Below are 24,108 nucleotides of genomic sequence, written 5' to 3' on the forward strand. Positions count from 1 at the left end.
CGCGAGCCTCGCCGACTGGCGCGCGCTGCTTGTGCCCGGCGACGGCGGGCCGGCGATCCTGCTGGGCGCGGGGACGGCGGAGGTGGATGGCGCGGCCCTCGGCGCGCTCGATCCGGGGCTGGTGCGGTCGGGGTTCTACACGCTGCGGCTCGAGGCGGTGGACGTGGCGGGGCTCTCATCCGTGCTGGAGCGGCAGGTCGAGGTCCTGCCCGCATCCTCTGCGACGCTGCGCCGTGCGGAGGTGGATGCGCGGGTCGCGCTGGGCGGCGTCACGCTCGACCTTGCCCGCATTTACGATGCGCGCGACGCCGGGCGGGCCGGCGATTTCGGCCCCGGCTGGTCGGCGGGATGGAGCGATCTGCGGCTTGACGCCGGGCCGGCGGCGGCGCTCGACCGCGCGTTGCAGGACGGCGACCGTGTGCACATGACCGCGCCCGACGGCGCGCGGCTGATGTTCACCGCGCGGATCGACACTCAGGCGATCGCGGGGCTCGACCGCGCGACCCTGCGCTTCACCACCGATACGCCCGGTTACACGCTGACCCATGACGGCCCGCTGCTGACCGAGGCCGAGGGTGGACTTTACTCGGTCGTGACCGGTCTGCACTACAGCCCGTTCGGACGCGGCGGCGAGGTGCTCACGCTCACCACGCCGGACGGGACCGCGTGGCGCGCGGACGGGACCGGGTCGGTGAAGGCGATCATGCGGGACGATGTGCGCCTGATCGTGGCCGACAGCGGAATCATCGCGCCCGATGGCGGCGCGGTGCAGGTCGTGACCAGCCCGCTGGGCGGAATCGCGGGGCTGCAACTGCCGGATGGGGGGCGGCGCATCTACCTCTATGACGACGCAGGGCGGCTGAGCTTTGCCGGGGGCGGAGAGGCGCCCATGCTCTACGCCTACGAGGCGGCCGGCATGGGTCGGCTGATCGCGGCGGCGGGGCCGGGGGGCGCGCAGTATGGCTATGCGCCCGATGGCGCGGTCACCGGCAGCGCGGCAAAGCATCACTTCGGCACGCTGGCCGAGGCCGCGCCGCATGACGTGTCCCTCGCCGCCGGTGCAGTGGAGGGCGCGACGCTGGCGATCCGGGGCAGTGAGCTTGCCTCCGCTGGCGGACGCATCCTGTTGCGCGTCACGGTCGCGGGGCCTGAACCGGCGGCGCTGACCCTCAGCGGCGAAGACCCGCTGTCGCTCGAACGCTCGGGCGGCGTGAGCACGGCGATCTTCGCAGTAGAGTCCTCCGGCCTGCTTGCGCTGCAACTGACCGGCGGCGCTGCGGGAAGCCATACGGTCAGCGTCGGCGCGGCGGGCGATCTCGACGACGACGGCGCGGTCAACGGCGCGGACCTCGGCGCGCAGGACGCCGCGCCGGTCGATATCGACGGCAACGGCGTGGCGGACGGGGCCGACCGGGCGCTCTTGCTTCAGAACTTCGGCCTACTTCCCAATGCTGCGCCCGAGATCAGCGCGCAGACGCAGAAGACCTATACCGATCTCGCCATCGAAATCCCGCTCGGCCCGATGACCAGCGACGCCGAAGGCGACCCGGTCTTCTACGAGATCCTCGGCGCCATCGGCGGCGCAGCCACGCTGACCCCTGACGGGCGCGCGATCCGCTTCATTCCCGAGGCCGGGCGCACCACGCCGGGCCGGGTGATCGTGCGGGCGAGCGACGGTTATCGCGCCTCCGCCGCCGTGCCGCTCAACATCGACATCTCGGGCGCGGCGCTCACCGCAATCGATTTCGCCAGCCGCGCGCCGATGCTCTCGGACGGGCAGCGGATGGATTTCGCCATCACCGGAACTTTCGCGGATGGCGGCTCGGCAAGGCTGCCCGAGGGATACGTCACCGTCGATTTCGCCGACCCGGACGTGGCGCGGCTGCGCGCGGGACGACTCGAGGCGCTTGGCGACGGGTTCAGCCTGCTGACCGCCACGCGCGGGGCGGCGACGGCGGCGACGGTGGTGCGCGTCGGGCAGCAGGAGGATTACGACGAGGCGCTGATCGCGTATGGCGCGGATGTCTATCCCGACGCGGTGATCGTCACGCCGGGGGCCGAGCGGCAATTGCTGCTGTTCGACCCGTTCGAGGAAAACGTGCTGAGCACCCGCAATGACGAAGTGAAAAAATTCGTGGTCAACGGCGATATCGTGGAGGTCACGGCGGACGGGCGCATCGTCGGCAAGGCGGTCGGCGAAACCATCGTGCAGGTGATCTACCGCGCGACCGAATTGCTTGTGCCGGTGCAGGTGCGCGCGCCGGTGGTGGGCGATAACGTGTCGGTGGGCCGCGACGGCGGAATCGTGCAGAACGCCGACGGCTACCAGGTCGCCATCGCCGCGGACGCGCTCCCGCGCGAGGTCGAGGTCAGTATCGAGACGCTGGAAGAGGCCGATCTCGACGTGCCGCCGCTGCCGGACGGGGTGGGGCTGACCTTCGCGGGCGCCTTCCGACTCGACACCGGGGACGCGCCGATGCGGATCCCGGCGCAGTTGGCCATTCCGACGGATCGGCCGGTCGGGTCGAAGATCGTCTTCTACCGGATCAGCGATTTCGTGACCGAAGCGGGGATCGTGCGCGGCTACCAGGAGGTAGAGACCGGCATCGTCGGCGCCGACGGCATGGCGCGGACCACCTCGCCGCCCTGGGACGGGATACAGGCGGCGGGCGACTACGTGCTGGCCGAGGCCGACACCGCGCTCACGCAGGTCAAGGGGTTCGAGGCCGAGGTCAAGGCCAAGAACGCCACCGACGCGGTGCAGACGGGCGGTTTCATCGCCGGACATGCGGGCGGCGCGTTCATGGGCGCGCTCAGCGCGGGCGGCAAGATGCTGCTGACGCTGCCGAACCGCGTCGGCAATCTCATTACCACGGTGTTCAACGCCGATACGCTTGAATTCATCTCCAGCAAGGTGATCGAACTGGTCGAAGGCGTGGGCGATTTCGTGGTGTCGATGGTTGGCAGCGCGGCGGCCGAAGCCATCGCGGGCACGGCCCCGGTCATCACCGGCACGCAGGTGCTGCTTGAAGGCACGAGCGAGGATTCGGCCGTGGTCGACCCCCGGCTCGAGATCCGCGGCCAGCGGCTCTTCGTGCCCGAGGGCGCCGCCAATCCGTTGCCAAGCTGGGTGGTTTTTGGCGAATTCGACCGGGACGAGTTGCAGAAACTCATGCTCGAGGCCGGAGAGGCACCCGCTGACGCGGTGCTGCGCGCAAGCAAGCAGAACGGCGTCGCGGTGCGCGGGGAAAAGGGGTTCCGCGACGGACAGGAGACGCTGACCGTGCGCCCGCCGCGCGATATCGCCGTGCGCGACGCGGTGGTCGTCCGCCCCGACATGTCCTTCCGCACCTACCAGAGCGATCCGAGCCCGACGCAATACGCCGCCGGCGCGGCCGCCGGGGGCGGTTACCGCGACGTGAGCTGGGAATACTCGGACGCGGTGGCGATCCGGGGACGGGTCGGCGATACCTTCGTTTCGGTGCAGCGCGGCGTGCGCCAGCCCGACGGCGCGGAAATCACGCCTGGGGGCGAGCGGCTCGACCAGTTGGTGATCGTGCGCGAGGGGACGTTCGCGCCGCCGGTTTCGGGCTGGAACGACAAGCGGCCCGAACTGGTCGGTCGAATCCCGATCGGCTATCTTGACGGTGAGGGCGTCCCGATCGCCGAGAAGGGCAGCGCGCGCCCCGACAAGGTGGTGCTGACCAGCGACGGCGCCCGCGCCTATGTGGGCCTTCTCGGGGCGGGCGGGATCGCGGTCGTGGATACGGTGATGTACCGCCAGATCGACGTCGACCTGAAGGATACCGGCCGCACCAACTTCATCCAGATCAACGGCGCGCGGATCGGCGATCTGTTTCTCGACCGCCACAACAATTTCCTGATCGCCACCGATCGCGCCAAACCGGTGATCCGCTTCATCGGCGTCAACCCGGACGATTCGGCGACCTATCACAAGGAATTCCTGACCGTAGAGCTGGAAAAGGATTGGCCGATCACCGGGGCGACGCTGACGCCGGACTTGACCCAGCTTGTCGTGACCCAGTCGGACCGCAACGCCGGGGCGGACACGGAGCAGCCGGGCAATGGGCGGGTCGCGATCTACGACCTCGCCAAGCTGATGGACACGACGCAGGAGGTGACGCCCGAAGCGGCCTTCGGCGAGCGCGGCGAGGCCAATGGCGTCTTCCTGCGCAACCCGGCGGGCGTGCAGACGCGGATCGCGTTCGAGGACAGCCGCGCCAAGATCATCGTGCTGGACGGCGGGCGCCAGAAGGACGACGGCGACAGCACCGGCGCCTATCACGGCACGGTCGTGGTGCTGAGCCGCAGCAGCGCGCGGGACGAGGGCGGCGCGGGCAACTGGACCCATCAGAAGAACCTGTCGTTCAACTTCCCGATAGGCAGCGACCATGACAACGGATCCGATCCGTTCGGCATGGCCGATCCCACAGACGTGGTCTTCGCCCGCGACGGCAAGACCGCCTTCGTCATCGGACAGCGCCGGTTCGATCCGAACTTCGTGGAGCGCAACCCGAACCTCACCGACAATTCCGATGTCGCGCGCTACCGCAATAACCAGGCCGGCACCAACATCGCGATCATCGAAAACCTGCTCAGCTCCGGGGAACTCGCTCCGCCGCCCAAGGTCGTCGCCGCCACCCGCGGCATCCCCAAGAGCTGGGGCAGCGATATCGGGCTGTCGCCGGACGGCAAATACCTCTTCATGTCGGGGGGGCGCCTCGGCAACCTGCTGGCCTACGACATAGAGGCGATCCAGGAGTTGCTGGCGAACAACGAGGACAACAAGGACAAGTACGTCGATCACCCGATCGACGACCTCCACACCGGCACGGGCGCGCAGATCACCGCCGACGGGTCGATCCGCACCCATTTCAACCGCGACATCGACGTGCGCGGCGGTTTCGGCCTGCTCAACGCGAACGGCAAGATCGCGGTGCAGGGCCGCGAGGACGCCTTTTCGGTCTATGCGCCGATCTTCACCGGCGGCATCGCGCAGGCGATGGCGCAGGGCCGCTCGCCCATCAACCTGAACCCCGAAGGATTCGAAGGACCGCTTGACGTGACGGCGGGGTCCGGACCGATCCGGCTGCCGAAATACACTGGCAAAACCAACCCACAGCCGACCTTTCATTTCAAGCTCGACAATCTCGACGAGGTGACGGAGGTGGTCTTTACCCTGTCGGTGAGCGCGCCGGGCAGGGGCCTCTATATCGGCGACGCCAGCGCCACCGACAAGGCCGCGCTCAAGGCGCTCGGCTATGCCGACGGCGAGGGCGTCTCGGCGCTGGCCGATGCGCTGGGGGTGGGCGGCGCCCTCGAGGGGACCGGCATACGCGAGTTGCGCCCGGTTGAGAACAACCGCAACCGCATCCATACCGAGCGCATTTCGCTCGAGCGAATAAAGGCGGAGTTCGCCGACGGCCAGTTCGCGATCACGCTGCCGCCGGGCACGGTGCTGACCGCCGGGCAGCAATATTACTGGGGCGTCGAGACGGTGCTTCAGCCCAACAACGAACACCCCCGCGTCGCCGCACTCGAGGCGAGTCTCGTGATCGAGGCGCCGGAACCGGCGGCAGGCCAGAAATACGCCGGCGTCACCGTCCTGACCCACGGGTTCAGCGCGCCGCTTTTCGGCCCCGAGGTGAGCGAGACAACCATGTTCGACCTTGCCCGGGCGATCGCGCGGGCGTCGAACGCGGCGGTGATGCTGCACGATCCGGGCTTTGGCGGGGCCGGTCGCAAGGGCGACTGGGTCACGCTGAGCGGTGATCCGGACACGTCGGATTCGCTCGTTCTCATCACCGACTGGACCGATGCGAGCAGCGTCAACGACACCGGCTTTGCCGAGGCGGCGGGTGACGCGTTCTACGCTGATATCATCGACCTCGACAGAAACCACCTGACCGGGATGCTCGGCGCGCCGCTGCATTTCATCGGGCAGGATCGCGGCGCCGCCGTCAACTCCGAGATCGTGCAGCGCCTGCTGGCGAACCAGGGCGCGGATGCGCTCGGCGATATCCACGTGACCACCATCGATCCCGGCGGCGTGCAGCCGCAGATGAAGGTGCCGATCGCCGATTTCCTCGGCGCGATCGAGGACATGAGCAAGGTCGTCGCGGTCGGGTTCTTTACCTACGGGCTGTGGAACACCTATGGCACGATCCAGTCCTTCGGCACGCTGGCCCCGGTCACGGTGCCGACGGCGGCGGGGGCGTTCCGCAACGCTCTCAAGGCCAAGAAGTTCGCCGACAAGGTCGCCGCCGCCAAGACCACGGTGACGCGGCTCGGCTTCGGCACGCTTGATTTCACCAACTTCCAGGATCCCAAGGTCATCAACTGGAAGGGCGTCGGTTTCGCCGACAACTATTACCAGCAGGCGGTCGATCCGAAGCGGGCGATCTCGTTCAGCTGGCGGGGTTTGCCGGTTGCGACCGCGGACGTGAACCTGAACCTGACCGGGCTGCCCGGATTCTTCGAGGACGACGCGATCCCGAACTTCTCGTTCGGTATCTTCAACAAGACGCAGCTCGGCCTTGGCGTCGGCACTGTTAACGCGCGCGCGGTGGGCTGGTATCTGGGGACCGCCGACCTCGGCGCGGAGACGTATAACGGCGTGGGCGACGCGCCGGACAACATCTGGCGGCAGGCTTCGGATCGGTTCATCGAGACCAAGACCGCCTTTCCGCCCCCGACCGACCTCTGGAGCAAGGTCGGCAAGCTGGCGCGCTACTACAAGGACGAGCGCGCGCCTATCCCGGCGGATATCGTCAAGAACGCCAACGGCTACGAGAGCAACACCAAGAACTGGTATATCGCCCGCGAATTCGAGAGCCCCGGCGCCAAGCGCACCAACCAGAAGGCCGCGATCGATCAGCGCGCCTGGGAGGGCGTCGGCACCGGCTGGTTCTATTCCTCTCTGGGCGGCGGCGAAGGGCTGCGCGGCCGCATTCCACAAGTGGACCGCGACAAGTACGACCCAGAAAAACACGACAACGCCACGCAGGGCTTTCAGCGCGAGGTGATCGAGGACGTCTTCAACGGCGATTTCGAAAGCACCTTCCGCCCGTTCTATGGCCGCGTGCCGATTCCGGGGCGCAGCGCCTACGAGGTCGCCGGCTGGTCCTTCCACGGCGGCGGCGTGTCCTCGGAGGTGTTCCCGAACCGGGCCCATGACCGCTTTGACGCGGCGACGCTGGCGGCGTCGATCCCGTTCCCGGGGTTGAACTCGCTCAAGCCGAAGGTGTCGCTGGCGAAGATCGAGGCGAAGATCGCGGCGATGCAGAAGGCGCTCGACAAGAAGAGCCCGGGCGACGTGCTGATCGCGAGTGCGCTCGAGGTGCAGAAGACCGTAAATTTCCTGATGAATGAAACCTTCGCCTTCGACGAGGGCGTCGCGATCATCGATGCGCTTGGCAAGGCCAAGATCGAGGACCTGCCCGGCCTGCTGAGCAATTTCGCCACCAAGTCGGCGCAGAAGCTGTTCGACCTGACCTTCGGCGGCGGCACGATCGACCTTCTCAAGGAAATGGCGCTGACCGACCTGGCGACGAACACCGCGCGGCTGAGTTGGAAGGGCCCGGTCCCCAGGACCGGGTTCGGCGCGATCGCGTCCGAGCTCAATAACGCCGCCGAGGTGCGCAGCAGGCTGGGCAAGGAGGCCGCGCTCAAGAAATGGCTGGGCGAAGAGGACGCGAAGGTTCGCGAGGGTCCGTCGCTCAAGGGGGCCGTCAAGAGCTTCCTCATCGAGGAGCTGAAGAAGCGGATCCCAATAATCCTCAAGTATATCCAGGCCGAGCTTCTCGAATACAGTTTCGAGTTGCAGGAGGGCCGCGCGCTTGTCCACAACACGCAGAAGTTCCCGGAGAACAAGGAGTTGCTGGGTATCGACGTGACCTGGCTCGTGCCGTTCATCCCGCCGCCCGTCGGCACCGTCATGGGCAGCGAGCTCGAAGTCTCGGCCGAGGTCGACGGGGTGATGTATCGCCTCACGCCCGAGAATGACGGCGCGGTGGTCCGCGACTTCGGAAGCCTGAACGAGACCAGGCGCGTGATGTTCAAGCTGCCGCCCGAGGCGGTGGGCAAGGTCGGCCGGCTGGTGATCGTCAACGGAACCGCCTCGGGCGTGGAGCGCGGCCCGTTCCGCGCCGTTGTGGACAACATCAGCTTTGACGGACGGGTGGCGATCACCGACAGCGACCATGAGGCCGACGACCTGAACATCCTGTTCACCGACGATGGACAGTCCTTCGAGAACGCGGACGGCCTCGACGCCTTCCTGCGAACCGAGGAGAGCGGGACCGGCATCGACCGGCACGAACTGACGATCCAGAACAACAACGACCGCACGATCAACGTGACGGTGCGAATCCCGCAGAACGATTTCCTGACCCTGCGCGCGGGCGAGGGAACGTGGTTCGCGGACGGCGTGGCGGTGGCCGGGACGTTCGACATGCGGGCGGGAACCGAGCCGCTGACCCTGACGGTCAAGATCTCGCCGGATGAGCGCGCGGTGCTCTCGCTCGGCGCGTCGGTCAACCGCGACCGGCTTGGCGAATTGCTTGGCGTGGACGGGATCGCGCTGCTTACCGCGCAGGCGACGATCAGCTATGAGAGCGAAGGCTCGTCATTGACCGGACTTCAACGCGCGAACCTCTTTTACATGCTCGACGGCGGCGACGACCTCGCCAATGACGGCACGTTCGGTTTCGCCGACACCACCAGCGGCGAAGAACGCGAGATCGTGATCCCGATCCGCGGCGTGCTGGCGGATGAGGCCGGGTTCGAGGGCGGCATCGTCAACGAGCGGCGCGACGACTGGATGCGCGTCGATACGGAAACGGCGGGGCGGATCACGCTCGGCTTTGCGCCGCGCGGGGTGCTGGCGGCGGCGGGCGGCGCGCAGCCGATCCTCGCCGATGACGGCACGCTCAAGCTGATGTGGCGGGGGGCCGATCTCGGGCAGTTCGCGCTCGAGGGGCGGGGCAGCGCGCCGCAGGTCGTCAACCTTGACGCGGACGCGCTGCGCGAGGCGATCCGCGCGCAGGTCGCCCTGCTGGCGGAGCGGGATGCGGCAGATGAGATCCCCGAGGGCGAAGGATTTGCCGCCTTGTTCGAGGATCTGGCCGAAGGCGACTGGGAAACGGTCGCGGCGCGGATCGAGGCGGAGGTCAAGGCGCTCTTGTCCGCGGCGGGCGAGCGGGGCTTCGCGGTGCTGCGCGGCGCGGATGGCGACCTGACCTACGCGTTCACCGACGATACAGACGCAAGCGCGCGCCTCCCGGTGGAGCCCTCCGAAACCGAGGAGGCGGCGGCCGAAATCGACGACACCCTGGACGAGACGGTGGCGGACGAGGCCGAGCGCATCGCCGAACCGAAGGAGGCCTTCGACCAGGCGGCGGATCTGGCCGCCGGCATCTTCGTCGGCGACGAGGCCGATCTCGAGGAGCTGGGCGCGCTTGCCGGCAGCTTTGCGGAGTCCGCACAGGCGGCCGTGACCAAGGCCACCGAAGCGAGTGAACGGTTCGGGCGGACCGCCGCCGAATTCATCGACGTGGTAGAGGCCATCGGCGGCGATAGCGCGGCGTTTGCGCGGCTTGGCGCGCCCCTTGGGGAGGGGTTCGGCGCGCTGGCCGAGGACGGCACGCGGTTCTCGCCCATGCTGACAGATGCGCTGGATGCGCAGGTTTCTCTTATCGCGCGGGCCGAGAGCGTGGCGACCACGCCCGACCAGATCCAGAAGGTCAACGTGATGCGCGGCCTCGCGGACCAGATCCGCGATCTCGGCGCCGATGTCGCGGCGTCGCTGCAAAGCGCCGGGCTGGTCGAGGGCAGCACCTATCAGGCGCGCGCCGGGGTCAGCGACGCGGTCAACAGCGGCATGGCGCAGGCGCTGGCCGGGTTGAAGGGCGGCTCGGGCGGCGGCGGCGGTATCGGCGGCGGCCTTGGCGGCATCCTCAAGCGCCTGTCCGCGACCCTGGGAGGAACGCCCGACGGCGACGCCTTCGCCAATGTCTGGACTGACTTGCAGAGCGAGAACCGCGGCCTTCTGTCCGATCTCACCGGCGTGATGGGTGGTTTGAGCGAGGCGATCAAAGATATCGGCACGGCGCTGGGCGGCGCGCTCGACGGGGGCACGACCGAGGCCGAGAGCCAGGCCGCCAGCCTGCGCGGATTCGCCGGCGGGTTGCAGTCGCTCTTCGAGGATATCGAATCGAACTCGCTCGGCCTGCTTGCCGCCACCACCCAGACCAAGGACACGATCAGCCAGGTGTCCGCGCGGGCCATGACCGAGGGCGAGGCGCTCTTTACGGGCATGACCGGCGCCAAGGCGGATCTCTTGGCCTCGGAGGCGACGCACATGACCATGCAGGGCGTCGCCAGCGCGAGCGACCCCGACGCCGCCGCGGCGATCTCGGAGAGCTTCGAGCGGCTGAGCACGCACACCATATCCGACATCGACGCCATGCTGGAGTACGTCGGCACGCGGGGTGGCGGCGGCGGAGCGTCGGGCGGTGGCGGTGGCGACGGCGGCTCGGGTGGTGGTGGCGGCTCGAGCGGTGGCGGCGGCCTGTTCGGCTCCCTGAACAAGCTCATCGTGAGCATTTCCGGACTGACCGGCGACGGGCTTTTGTCCCAGCTTCGTGACACGGGTAATCCCGATGGGATCGGCGGCATCATGGCCGGGCTCTCGACGAAGATGAAGGGAATCACGGACGAGTTGCAGCCGCTCATCGCCGCGATCGGAGACACCGCCGAGACCGGGCAGGCGCAGATGAACCTCGCCGGGGCCATCGGCGGGGTCGGCCATGCCGCGACCGGGCTCGCCGAACTGATCGGCAGCAAGCTCGAGACCGCGGGCAGCAGCGCCCTGCTGACCGAGAGTTCGGGCGGCGGCGGCGGGATCGGCGGCGGGTTGCTGTCTTCTTCGGGCATGGCGACCATTCTCAGCGCGCTCGAGGGCCGGAAGGCGCCGACGAATTCCAGTGGCGGCGGCGGGCTGTTCTCAAGCAGCAATCATCTGTTGAAAAGCATCGCCGGGCTGTTCGACGACGCCGGTACGCCGGATGTCGCGAACCCGTTCTCGTTGTCCACGGAAACGCCGCGCGACGCGCTTGGCAAGATGCTGAGCAACGTCACGGGCCTCTCGTCCCTTTTCGACGGCATGAGTCCGGATGCGATGGCGCTGACGCCGGCGATGCGCACGATGCTGGCCGAGATGAAGGAGGCCGGGACCACCGGCAAGGCATGGTTCGCCGAAGCCGAGAGCATCGTTGGCAAACCCGCGCCCGATGGCGGCGGCGGCGGCGGGATCGGCGGCGGGTTGACCGGGTTGCTCCCCAGCATCGTCAGCAGCCTCTTCCCCGAGGCCAGCGCCCGGGACAGCAACCCGTTCGCGAAGATATCCGAGAAGATCGGCGGTCTCTTCGAGGCCAACAGCGATACGGTCGGCCGGATGGGCGATCTGCTGTCGGGTCTTCAGACCGACGGCGCGTCGATGCTCGACCGGCTGGCCGGGGGCGAGAATCCGGACCCGACCACGCGCCGCACGCTCTCGGGCAAGCTGATCGCCGTCGACGCCGCCTGGGGCCGCAGCGAGGCGCAGCTTGTGCTGGGCGAAGCGCAGCTTACCGGCGCGCGCGACGCCGCCGAGGCGGCGGGCGCCGGTGCGGCCGGCGCGCTGGGTGCGCTTGACAGCGCGATGACCGACTCGCTGGGCGCATTGGCGGGTCAGGGGGCGCTTCTGGGCGGCGCGCTCGACGCGGTGGGCGACGTGATCCGGCGGATCGCGGCGCTGGACCCGGCGGACACCGCCGGGGCCGCCGCGCTGCGCGCGGAACTGGCTACGACCATCGACGACGCGAAGGCCGAGGCGACGGCGACCAAGGACAAGGTGGACGAGGCCAGAGAAGAGATCGAAGAGCCGCTTCAGGAGATCGCAGACGAAGCGGCCGAGATCACCGAAGGAACGCGGCTCGGCTTCGGGAGCTTCGATTTCACGCCGGTCAATCCCGGCCCGGCGTTCGACCTGGAGAAACTGCTGCGCGACGACGTGGACGACCTGCTGACGCAGGCGCAGCAGCGATTCCGCCTCGACGCCATGTTCAACGCGGATCACCTGACCGATCGCGTGGTGATCGACACCGGCGCACTGTTCGAAGCGCTGCGTGCGCCCGCGCAGGAAGACGGGTTCGACCCGCTCGCCGCCTTTGCCGAAACCGTCGCCTGGACCTACGCGCACGAGATCGCGCACACGCTCGGGCTGCCGGATCTCTATGATTTCAGCGAAGGCGGTCGGGTGCTCGACGGTGCTGGGATCATGGGGCTGCGCAACGATTTCACCGTGACCACGGCGCATGAGGGCGCGATCCGCTTTGCCTCGGACAGCCCTGAGGCGGGAGCGGGGGCGAGCGTGACGGCGGTGCTCGACATGCTGCGCACGGCGCGGGACGGCGGGGTTCTGAACCTCGAGGAAAACACCGGGCGCGATTACCTGATGGCGCCGCCCGCCGGGTCGGTTCCGCTGCTCGATACCGGGTGGAACGTCCTGGGCCGGGTCGCCACGCTGCCCGATGGCGGGCTGGAACTGAGCGAGGGCGCGACGAGCCGCACCTCGGCCTATCGCATGGTGACCCCGCCCGCGGGGGCGACCAAGCTGACCTTTACCATCCGCACGCACCTGCCGCTATCGGGAATCACGCCGCCAGATGCGTTCGAGGTGGCGTTGCTCAACGCGCTAGGCGCGCCGCTGACCGTGATCGCGGGGCTGGACGGGACCGATGCGGCGCTGAACCTGCAATCGGACGGCACGCTGCGACTGGCGCCCGGCGTCACGGCGGGGCCGGATTTCGTGAACGACGCGGGCGTCGTCACGCGGGCGATCACCATCGACCTCAACGCGCTCGGGAACCCGGCGCGGATGGCGCTGTCGCTCGACCTGATCGGGTTCGGCGCGCAACATAGTTCGGTTGAGGTGGTCGATTTCGCCTTCGACGCGCCCGGCGGTTTCGTCAACACCGCGCCGGCGCTGACGCGCGGCGCGAGCGTCACGCTGGACGAGGACGCATCGGCGCTGATCGACCTGCGCGCGCTGGTGACGGACGCCGAGGGCGATCCGCTCACCTACGAGATCGACACGCCGCCCGCGCATGGCGCGCTGGAACCGGTGGAGCCGGGTGTATGGCGCTACACGCCGGACGCGGATTTCAACGGAACAGACAGCCTGCGCTTCACCGCGCGCGACGCGGTATTCCGCCCGCTGCCCGCGGTGCTGAACCTCATCGTGCGCCCCGTCAACGACGCGCCGGTGATGGACGCCACCCGTAACGAGACCGTGGCCGAGGGCGACATCCTGACGATGCAGGTGATCGCGACGGACGTGGATGGCGATGGCCTGAGCTATGCGCTCGAGGACGCTCCGACGGGCGCGACGCTCACGCCCGAGGGCGTGCTCAACTGGACCGCGCCGGGCGGGCCGTCGCACGCGATCTTCCGCATCCTCGCCAGCGACGGCAGCGGCGGCGAGGCGCGGCAGGAATTGCGGGTCGACGTGACCAATGCCGGGCCGGTGATCGCGCTGACCGCGCCCGAAATATCGGTCGTGGAGACCGAGGCGACGGTGAGGTTCACCGCCATTGATCCGGGCGACGATCCGGTCGGACCTGTCACGGTCGATTGGGGCGACGGCGCGGTGGAGACGCTGGCGGCAGGGGCGACCGGCGCTACGCATATCTATGACCGGCTGGGCAAGTTCACCGTCACGGTAAGCGCGGCGGACGATTCTGGCGCGATCGGCAGCACGGCGCGTGTGATCGAGGTGGTGACGCCGGGGCTGCGCGTCACGCGCGTCACCTCGGGCGCGTGGGGCGTGAACGTGCGTTTTAACGAGCCGGTCGATACCGGGCTGCCGAACCCCTACCGGCTCGACAGCCGACCGGCGGAACCCGTGGATGTGGTGCTGCTCGACGCGGGTGGCAATCCGGTGCGCGGCAGCCTCGTGCCGGATGCGGACGCGATGGGGTTCACCTTCCTCGCCAGCGTCGACGCGCTGCCGCCGGGGGACTACCGGCTGCGGCTGACGGCTGACGATCTCGGCTGGCGTAGCCGCTGGGACGTGCTCGAGGCCGGGCCGCTCGGCTACGAGGAGCGCTTGATCCGGGTCGCGGAAACGCCGGTCACGCTAAGCCTTCAAAACGCAGTGCAGATCGCGGGCGAGCCGCTCGGCATCCGCGGCGCGGGGCTGGCGCTGACGATGGATCAGGCGGGCGGGCTGCGCACGATGGTGGTGCGGATCGGCTGGGACGCGGGCGTGATGAACGTCAGCGGGCTGATGCCCTCGATCGCGGGCGCGAGCGTGAGCCGCGTCGACGCGGGCGGCGTGACAGGTCAGGCGCTTTACCGGATCGCGTTCGATGCCGCGCCCGATGCGGGGATGCTGGAGCTCGGGCGGCTGATGGGGCGCACGCTTGCCGGGGCGGGCTATGGCACCTCGGGCGCGCCGCTCAGCGTGCGGGTGGTGGAAATCAACGGCGAGGCGACGGCGGAACCCGTCCCGCCCGAAAGCCGCTCCCTGCCGCAGCCAGAGGGGGGCGAGACCTTCCCGCTCGGCGAACCGGGTGGGCCGGCGGCGTCGGAGGCGCGGGTCATCTCGCTCATCGCGCGGCGCGGCGATGCGGATGGCGACGGGCGCGTGACGGCGGCTGACATGGCGCTCTTTGCGGCGCTGCCCGAGGACGAGTTGGTCGGCCTCGACGCCTGGCGCTTTATCGACCCGAACCTGCTGCGCCCGCTGCCCGGCGCGACGGTCACGCCGGTCGAGCCGCCGGAAGGCGGCGGCGGAAGCGCGCGGCGCGGCGACGCGCCCGGCGCCATCATCTTCGGGGCGGTGGCGGATGGGGTGACGGGAGGCGCGATCAGCCTGATAGACGCGGCGCGCGATGGTGGCGGGGATGGGGGCAATCAGCTTCTTTACCTGCGCTACTCGAAGCCGGTTCCGCTCTGCCTTGTTCCCGAGGAGGCGGGCGACGATCCGGGCGCGCTGGCCCGGGCGACGCGGGCAGGGCTCTGCTTTGACGGGCTGCCTGCCGATCTGGCCGATCCGGATCAGCTCTGGCGACTCAACGGGATCGAGAGCGTCGCGCCCGGCGCCGAAACGCCCGCGCGCGCGGGCGAGGGGCCGATCTGCCTGAACGGGGTCGCGCCCGAGGGGGCGGAGGCGGGCGATCTCTTCCGCCTCGCGCCGCTGCCGAAGGGCATGGAGGCGCGCGAGGACGCGCTTCCGGCGCAGCACCGAATGTGCTTCGACGAACTGGACGGAGACATGCCCGCCCTGCCGCCCGAGGCCGAGGCGAACGATGCGCAAGAGGACGCGGCACTGCGCGCCGCGCCCGATGCGGCGCTTGCGCCCTTCACCGCGCTGGCGCTGATGAGCGCGGCCGCCGCCGCCCGGACCGGCGGCGCGCGCGAGCGGGCGGACCGCAAGGGAGCGCGTCATGCTATGCTGCTGACGGACATGAACGAATCGGGTGAAGGCTGACCCCATGACGAAGAAGAACGGAACCTCGAAATCCGCCAAGGCGGCGGCCAGGGCGGAGCCGCAGGACACCGGGCCGGTCTCCGACGCGGCCGCCGCGGAGGAACGGCGCGTCAGGCTCGACACCAGCCGGATGAAGAGCAGCTATTGCAACGTCTGCAACGCGACCAGCACGCGCGAGGAGGTGGTCATCAATTTCGGCCTCAACCAGAGTTGGGACCGCACCGAAGGCGACCTCGAGATCGAGATCCAGCATCGCATCATCATGAGCCCGCACGCCGCCGGCAAGCTGCGCGAGGTCCTGAACGAACTGATCGGCGAATACGAGGGACGCTACGGCCCGTTGCAGGATTGACCCCGATTTGGAAAACCGCCCCATAACGCGGGACACCCCCGCGCCGGAGGTTGGCGAGGCGCCGGCCCCGGCCGACCCGTGGCGCGCGTTCCTCGACCCCGACGACGGGGCGGCGTTCCTCTCCGGCTGGCTCGCCATTGCCTGCGAACGGATCGGTTCGGCGCGGGCCGGGGTGCTGTTCCTGCGCGGCGATGGCGGGCGGCTGGGCGTGGCGGCGCGCTGGCAGGTCGCGGAGGCTGAGACCGAGCGTTTCGTCACGCTGGCCGAGGCGCTGTTGCGCAAGCCCGAACCGCTGTTGCAGCGCGGCGAGGAGGACACGCTGCTGGGTTATCCCATCGACAGCGGCGGGACGGTGCAGGGCGTGCTGGTGCTGGCGCTGGCGACCCACCCGGACGGCGCGACCATGCGCGCGCTCATGCGCGAGTTGCACTGGTCCTGCGGCTGGATCGAGGCGCGGCTGATGCAGGGGCAGGCCGCGCTTGGGCGCAGGCAGGCAAGCAGCGCCCAGCTCGTGACCGGGCTTCTGGCGGCCTGCGACGCGCATGAACGCTTTGACGGGGCGGCGCTGGCGCTGGTCAACGCGATCCCGGGCCTTACCGGGTTCGACCTCGCCGCGCTCGGGATGCTGCGGCGCGGGCGCGTGCGGTTCGAGGCGCTGAGCCGCGTCGCCGCTTTCGGGCGAAAGTCCGAGCGCGTTGCCGCATTTGAGGCCGCGATGGACGAGGCGCTCGCCCAGGGCGAACCGGTGACATGGCCCGCCCCGCAGGACGGGCGGCAGATGATCGACGCGGCGCATCGCGCGCTCGGGCGGATGCTTGGCGCCGGGGCGCTGATCTCCGCGCCGCTGACGGTGCGCGGGCAGCCGGTGGGCGTGCTGCTGCTCGAGCGTGGACGCGAGGGCGACGCGGCGGTCGCGCTGGCCGAGGGAACGGCGGATGAGCTGCAACTGGTCGCGGCGGCGCTGGCCCCGCTGCTCAAGGCGAAATACGATGAGCGGCGCCTGATTTCGGGGCGGCTGCGCGACTGGGCGGGACGCGGATTGAGCGCCGTTTTCGGGCGGCGGCCTGCGATCACGCTGGCGGCGATCGTCGCCGCGCTGGCGCTGGCGCTGCCCTTCGTGATCACGGCAGAATTGCGCGTGCGCGCCGACGCGTCCGTCGAGGGGGCGCAGCAGCAGGCCGCCGTTGCGCCGGTCGATGGCTTCCTCGCCGAAGCGCCGGCGCGGGCGGGGCAGGAGGTGCGCACGGGCGACGTGCTCGCCCGGCTCGACAGCCGGGATCTCGCGCTCGAGGCCGCGGCGGCCGAGGCGCGCATCGCGGAAGCGCGCCAGTCGCTGCGCGAGGCGCTGGCCGAGGGCGACCGCGCCGCCGCCGCCATCGCCAATGCCGACCTGGCCGAGGCGCGCGCCGCCGCCGATCTGGCCGCTGCGCGGCTCGACCGGCTGACCGTGACCGCGCCCATCGACGGGCTGATCGTGTCAGGCGACCTCAGCCAGCGCATCGGCGCGCCGGTTGCGCGGGGCGATACGCTGTTCGAGGTGGCCGCGACGGACGGCTGGCGTCTGCGCATCGACGTGAGCGAATATGACCTCGGGCTGGTGGCGCCGGGGCAGGAGGGCCGCGCGGTGCTGGCCGGACTGCCGGATACGCCGGTGCCCTTCCGGGTGGAATCCATCGCCGCCGTGTCGGACCCCGGCGAGGGCGAGAACCGCTTTCGCGTCGACGCCACGGTAAGCGCGCCGCCCCCCGGATTGCGCCCCGGTCTCGAGGGTATCGCCAAGATCGCGGCGGGCGAGACCACGCTCGCCCACGCCTGGCTGCGCGGCACGCTGGTGCGCGCGCGCCTCCTGCTCTGGCGGTGGCTGCCATGAGCGACGCGCACCGTTCCACCGACTGGTATCGCATCAGCGCCGCGAAACCGCGCCTGCGCCGCGACGTGCGGGTGATCCGGCATATCTACCTTGGCCAGCCGTGGTATGTCCTGACCGACGCGACCGGGATCAAGGTGCATCGTCTGACCCCGGCGGCGCAGGAGGTGGCCGGGCGGCTCGACGGGCGGCGCGACGTTGAATCGATCTGGCAGGACCTGCAGGAGCGACTGGCCGAGGACGCGCCGACGCAGGACGAGATCGTGCGCCTGCTGTCGCAACTGCACCAGTCGGATCTGCTGGACAATGCCGAAACCCCGCTGCTCGACGACCTGCTGGAGCGGCGCGACAAGGACCGCGCGCAGAAGTGGAAGAAGCTGCTGCTGAACCCGCTTTCCGCAACCGTTCCGCTGTTCGATCCGGACCGCTTCCTGATCGTGCTGAGCCGCGCGATGGGGGTTGTCCCACGCGCGCTCTGGTGGCTCTCGGCGCTGGCTTTGATCGCGGCGGCGCTGATCGTGCTGCCGCTGCACTGGGCCGCACTTCGCCAGAGGGGGCTGGAGGGGTTCCTCGATCTGGAAAACCTCGCGCTGATCGCGCTGATCTACCCCGTCGTGAAGGCGCTGCACGAAATCGGCCATGGCGTCGCCGTGCGGTCGCGCGGAGGCGAGGTGCACGAAATGGGGCTGATGTTCATCGCCTTCTACCCGATTCCCTACGTCGAGGCGTCGGCATCGCTGTCGTTCCCGAACAAGTGGGACCGCGCGGCGGTGGCGGGGGCGGGCGTCGTCGTGGAACTGGTGATCGCCGCGCTCGCCTTCTTCGTCTGGACCCTGGCCGAGCCGGGGACGGTGCGCACGCTGATGTTCAACACTATGGTCATCTCGGGGCTGAGCACGCTGGCGGTGAACGGCAACCCCCTGCTGAAATTCGACGGCTACCACGTCCTGTGCGACGTGATCGAGATCCCGAACCTTTCCAAGCGCGGCAACGAATGGTGGGGTGAGATCGCGCGCGTGCACATCCTCGGCACAGGCGAGCGCGCGCGCACCCGGATGCAGCCGAGCGGCTGGGAGAAGCTGTGGTTCGCACTCTACCCGCCGGCCGCCTTTGCCTACCGCATCTTCATCTCGGTCACGATCGCGCTCTTCGTGGCGACGACCTATCGCATCGTCGGGGTGCTGCTGGCGATCTGGTCGCTGGCGATGATGCTGGCCTGGCCGATCCTCAAAACCGCGCACAAGGGACTGACCGATCCGCGCATACGCCGCGCGGGCGGGCGCGCCGTGTTGGGGGCGGGGGCGACGGCGCTGGCGGCGGGCGCGCTGGTCTTCGCGATGCCGCTGCCGCATCACGCGGTGGTGCAGGGGGTCGTGTGGCTGCCCGAAGAGGCGATCCTGCGCGCGCCGGTCGCGGCGCGGATCGCGTCCCTTCATGCGACCCATGGTGCGCGGGTGGCGCCCGGCGCGCCGCTTGTCACGCTCTCCGCGCCCGGGCTCGAGGCCGAGGCGCGGGAGCGCGCGGCGCGGCTGGAGAAGGCGCAGGCGCAATACGCCGCCGCCCGCGCGGCGGGGCGCGCAGATGCCGCACAGGTTCGCGCCCGCGTGGCCGAGGCGCGCGCCGCGCGCGACGACGCGACCGCGAGGCTGGCCGAGCTGGAGGTCGCCGCGACGCTGCCTGGCACGCTCAACCTGCCCGCCGCGAGTGGGCTTGCGGGGCGGTTCGTCGCGCGCGGGGACGTGATCGGGCAGGTGCTGCCCGAAAGCGATCCGGTGGTCCGCGTGGCGATGCCGCAATCGCTCGCCGCCGTGATGCAGCGCGAATTGCGCGGGGTCGAGCTGCGCCTCGCCGCGGCGCCCGGCCGGGCGCTGGCCACGCGCGTGCTGCGCGTGGTGCCGGCGGGGGGCGATGCGCTGCCCTCGCCGGTGCTTGCGCTCGATGGTGGCGGGCCATTCGCCACCGTGCCCACACAGAGCGGCGGGCCGCTGCGCAGCGCGACGCGGCTTTTCCAGTTCGATCTCGGGCTGCCGGAGGGCGTGCGCCCCGCCTACGGAATGCGTGCGCATGTGCGGCTGAGCTTCGCGCCCAAACCGCTCGCGGCGCGCGCCGCGCGGGCGGTGCGGGCGCTCTTCCTGCGGGCTTTCGATGTCTGACGCCGCCCGACCCTGGCGCACTCCGGAGCGCGCCGACACCGCCGAGGTCGAGCGCCGCCCACGCGCGCCCCGGCGCTCGGACGAGGTGGTGCTGACCGCGCTTTCCTACCTGCGCCGCGCGACCCGCCCGCCGGGGCCGCGCGGCTGGTATGAAACCCGCGCGGTGCTGCGCATCGCCCGCCGCCTCGCCGCGCTCGACGATGCGGCGCTGGCCGCGGAGGTGCGGGCGCAGGCGCCGCTCCTGCTCGCCTGCGGGCTGCGCGGCGAACCGTTGCGCATCGCGGCGGCGGGCGTGCGCGAGATGACGCATCGCAAGCTCGGGATGCGCCACCATCCGGTGCAGATCACCGGCGGACTGGCGCTTGCGCGCGGGCGGATCGTCGAGATGGCCACCGGCGAGGGGAAGACGATCACCACGCTCATTCCCGCCGTGCTGGTCGCGCTGACCGGGACGCCGGTGCATGTCATTACCGTCAACAAGTACCTCGCCGCGCGGGACGCCGAAACGCTCGCCCCGGTGCTCGGGGCTCTTGGGCTGACCCACGGCGTCATCACCGAGGACACGGAGCACCACCTGCGCCCGGCCATCCATGCCTCGGACGTGGTGTTCACCACGAATTCCGACGTCGCCTTCGACTACCTGCGCGACCGGCTGGCGACCGGGCGCGACCGCACCGCGCTGGCGACCATCGCGCGGCGGATGCTGGGCCGCGACGGCGGGCGCGACGCGGCGCGGATCCTGACGCGCGGCCTCGGTTTCGCGGTGATTGACGAGGTTGACAGCATCCTCATCGATGAGGCGCAGACGCCGCTCATCATCACCGCCGAACGGCCCGGCGGCGATGCGGCCCGCGCGGCGGACGAGGTAATGCTGGCGCTCGCCGCCACGCTCGAGGAGGGCGTGCATTACCGGCTGGACCGCCGCGCGCGCAGCGTTCGCCTGCTGCCGCCCGCCGCCGACGTGCTGGCGGGTCTCGCGCCGCCCGTGCCCGCGCTGATCCCCGAACCCGCGCGGCGCGAGGCGCTGGTGCATGCACTCTCGGCGCTGCATCTCTATCTCCGGGACGAACATTACATCCTCACCGATGACGGGCTCGCCATCGTGGATGAGTTCACCGGCCGCGTCATGGCCGACCGGCAGTGGCAAAGCGGGCTGCACCAGATGATCGAGGCCAAGGAACGGGTGGACCGATCGGGCACGCGCGAAACGCTGGCGCAGATCACCTACCAGACGTTTTTCGCCCGCTACCTGTGGTTCGCCGGCATGACCGGCACCGCGTCAGAGGTGGCGCGCGAACTGCGCCTGAGCCACGGGCGCAGCGTGCTGCGCCTGCCGACGCATCGCCCCATACGCCGTCGCATGGCGCGCACCCGGCTCTATGGGCGCTCAGACGCCCGCTGGGCCGCCGTCGCGCGCGAGGCGCGGCGCGTCGCCGCCCGGGGGCGCCCGGTGCTGATCGGCACCCGCTCGGTCGCCGCCTCCGAGGAGATCGCCGCCCGCCTGCGCGCCGCCGGGGCGGAACCCACGGTGCTCAACGCCCGTCAGGACGCGGACGAGGCCGCCATCGTCGCCCAGGCGGGCGAGGCGGGACGCATCACCGTGGCCACCAACATGGCCGGACGCGGCACCGACATCCCGGTGAGCGCCGAGGTCGAGGCGCTCGGCGGGCTGCATGTCATCGTGACCGAGTTCCACGGCTCCTCGCGCATCGATCGCCAGTTGATCGGGCGCACCGGGCGGCAGGGCCAGCGCGGCTCGGCGGCGGCGCATGTCTCGCTCGAGGATGCGCTTTTCGCCGACATGGCGCCGGGCATGACCCGCGCGCTCGGCGCCCTTTCGGCGCGCTGGCCAGGCCGCCTGCCGGGGCCGCTCGCCGAATTGCTGCGCAACCTCGCGCAGGCCCGCGCCGAACGCCGCGGCCGCCGCCGCCGCGCCGACACCGTCCGCCGCGCCCGCAAGCAGGAGAAGGCGCTCGGGTTTCGCCCGGACAACATCTGACCGCGATACGATCCTGCGGCCTTGCCGCGCCGGGCCACGGCCTCGCTTTCAATGTTCCGGGGATACTCGTTCGCCGGCCTGCCGCCGGGCGCCTACCGCCTCAATCTCGGGCGTCAGCGGCCTTCTCAAAGGTGATCGTCGCCTTGAGCGGAAAATGATCCGAGCCGAAATCCTCCAGCCGCTCAAAGGACACGAGGCCGATATTGGGCGTCAGAAAGAACTGGTCGATGGGCAGGCGCAGGAGCCGGTAATCGGCGTGGAAGCTCGACACCATGCCGCGTCCGACCCGCGGCTCGGCAAAGCTGCCGTAGCGCTTGAAGCGTCGCGTCGTCCAGGACCAGGCGACATCGTTGAAATCGCCCATGCAGGCGGTGGGCCGATCAGCCGAGGACGTCATCTCGGCGGCGCGCCTGATCTGTTCGTCGCGCGCCTTGGTGTCGTTGCCGGGGACGGGCGGGCGCGGATGCAGGCCGATGAAATTGAAGGCGCTGCCGCCGGGTTCGCGCAGCACGGCCTTGATCGCGGGGGTGTCGTCGTCGCTCGGATACATCCATTCGACGCTGTCCACGGGCAGGCGGGTGGCGAAGATCATGCCGTAATAGTCATCCGTCACCTTCCTGCGCACCGTCGCGTACCGGTCGAGCACCGGACTGAGCCCGCGGTCCCACGCGGCGTCGGTTTCCATCAGGAGCAGAACATCGGGATCCTCACGGTCTATGATGCGGGCCAGGTCGGCGTGCCGGCGGTTCTCCATCTGCACGTTCGCGGCGAGCAGGCACACGCGCGCGTCGCGCGTGCTGTTGCGGATCAATTCCACCTCGCGCGGGGCGAAGGGCAGGTAGGGATATATCTGCGCGACCTGGTAGACGAGGCAGAGCAGCAGGCCCGCCAGCAGCAGGGGCTTGAACGGCGCCTCGACCGGCAGCGCCAGCAGGATGAGCGCCAGCGCCACGGCGGCGATGTGCAGGCGCGGGAATTCCCACATGCGAATCCACCAATGCACACTGTTGGTAAGCGGCAGCGCGGTCGTCACGAAGACTCCGGCCGCCAGGATCCAGATCAGCGCGCTCAGCATGCAGTCAGGTCTTCCTCCGGTTTAAACGGTCGCGTCCTAACGCGCGAGGGCGCGATTGGTTGCGTCCTATCGCGCGCCCCACGTATCCGAAAGGCGATACCCTTCGGGCCAGGGGTCGGCGGGGTCAAGCATATGCTGATGCACGCCCGTAATCCAGCCGCGCCCCGACAGTTCGGGATGGATCGCCGGTTTGTCGCCCACCGTCGTCTCGCCGACGATGCGCCCGGTGAATTCCGATCCGATCACAGACACGGCGGTAAAGCGATCCTGCGCCGTCATTTGTCCGCGCGCCGCCATTACCGCCATGCGCGCGCAAAGTGCTGTGCCAGTGGGCGAGCGGTCCACCTTGCCGGGACGTACTGCGACGGCGGCGCCGGCGCGCAGATCGTTGCCATCGCGCTGCAGCGGCCCGGCGAAGAGGGTGAAGGAGATATGTTTCCAATCGGGATTGTCCGGGTGGTGAAAGCCCAGAGCCTCGTTCGCGGCGGCGGTGATCTTCATTCCCGTCCGCGCGAGGTCGTGCGCCTCGTCCTCCTTCAGCGAAAATCCCAGCGCCTCGGCATCGACAAAGACGAAGCTGTCCCCGCCATAGGCGGTATCGACGGTGAGCGTGCCCAGCCCCTCGACCTCGAGTTTCGCGTCGAGCTTTGCCGCGAAGCTGGGCAGGTTCTGCACGAAGATGCGCTCCGCCTTGCCGTCGCGGCATTCGGCGCGCACCTTGACCAGCCCGCCGGGCGACTCGAGCAACATCTCGGTCACCGGTTCCTGCATCGGCACGATCCCGGCGTCGAGCAGCACGGTCGAGACGCAGATCGAGTTCGAGCCCGACATCGGCGGGGTGTCGGCGGGCTCCATGATGATGAAGGCCGCGTCGGCGTCGGGGTGTTTCGGCGGCACCAGAAGGTTGACGTGCCGGAACACCCCGCCGCGAGGTTCGTTCAGCACGAAGTTGCGCAGGGTCTCGTCCCGCGCGATCCAGCGGGATTGCTCCCAGATCGTGTCGCCGGGGGGCGGGGCGACGCCGCCGACGATGACATCGCCGACCTCGCCCTCGGCATGGGCGGAAATCACGTGGACGATTTTCGAGCTACGCATGAGAGTGTCCT

General features: G+C 69.8%; 7 protein-coding genes (1 of these 7 only partly in view). 5 read left to right on the forward strand and 2 right to left on the reverse strand.

Going from position 1 to position 24,108, the window contains the following annotated elements:
- The 5 genes in view from D6850_RS14840 to D6850_RS14860 are tightly spaced (at most 7 nt apart) and all read left to right on the forward strand, a layout consistent with a single transcriptional unit that may run on beyond the window.
- Positions 1-15,556, forward strand: partial view of a CARDB domain-containing protein gene (locus D6850_RS14840; RefSeq protein WP_166434088.1) — the 3' end only. The gene continues 19,211 nt to the left of window position 1, outside the view; 15,556 of the gene's 34,767 nt are visible here — the last part of the coding sequence; the start codon falls outside the window, past its left edge; the stop codon is at positions 15,554-15,556.
- 4 nt (positions 15,557-15,560) lie between these two features.
- Positions 15,561-15,908, forward strand: a complete 348-nt coding sequence (locus D6850_RS14845; protein ID WP_121168356.1) for a DUF3467 domain-containing protein — start codon at positions 15,561-15,563, stop codon at positions 15,906-15,908.
- Positions 15,909-15,915: 7 nt separating this feature from the next.
- Positions 15,916-17,778: an HlyD family secretion protein gene (locus D6850_RS14850; RefSeq protein WP_121168358.1), complete on the forward strand. Its 1,863-nt coding sequence runs from the start codon at positions 15,916-15,918 to the stop codon at positions 17,776-17,778.
- Positions 17,775-19,928 carry a PqqD family peptide modification chaperone gene (locus D6850_RS14855; protein ID WP_121168360.1) on the forward strand — a complete coding sequence of 718 codons (2,154 nt, stop codon included), beginning with the start codon at positions 17,775-17,777 and terminating at the stop codon, positions 19,926-19,928. Before D6850_RS14850 ends, D6850_RS14855 begins: the two co-directional genes overlap by 4 nt.
- Positions 19,921-21,927 carry a preprotein translocase subunit SecA gene (locus tag D6850_RS14860; RefSeq protein ID WP_121168362.1) on the forward strand — a complete coding sequence of 669 codons (2,007 nt, stop codon included), beginning with the start codon at positions 19,921-19,923 and terminating at the stop codon, positions 21,925-21,927. Before D6850_RS14855 ends, D6850_RS14860 begins: the two co-directional genes overlap by 8 nt.
- 100 nt (positions 21,928-22,027) lie before the next feature.
- Here the strand turns inward: D6850_RS14860 and D6850_RS14865 are convergent, their stop codons facing one another.
- Positions 22,028-23,002, reverse strand: a complete 975-nt coding sequence (locus D6850_RS14865; RefSeq protein WP_121168365.1) for an endonuclease/exonuclease/phosphatase family protein — start codon at positions 23,000-23,002, stop codon at positions 22,028-22,030.
- A 66-nt stretch (positions 23,003-23,068) separates the two neighbouring features.
- Complete coding sequence (locus tag D6850_RS14870; RefSeq protein WP_121168367.1) at positions 23,069-24,097, reverse strand: trans-3-hydroxy-L-proline dehydratase; 1,029 nt, start codon at positions 24,095-24,097, stop codon at positions 23,069-23,071.
- Positions 24,098-24,108 lie beyond the last annotated feature (11 nt).

Origin of the sequence: Roseovarius spongiae (assembly GCF_003651245.1) — a bacterium.
Lineage (GTDB): Bacteria > Pseudomonadota > Alphaproteobacteria > Rhodobacterales > Rhodobacteraceae > Roseovarius > Roseovarius spongiae.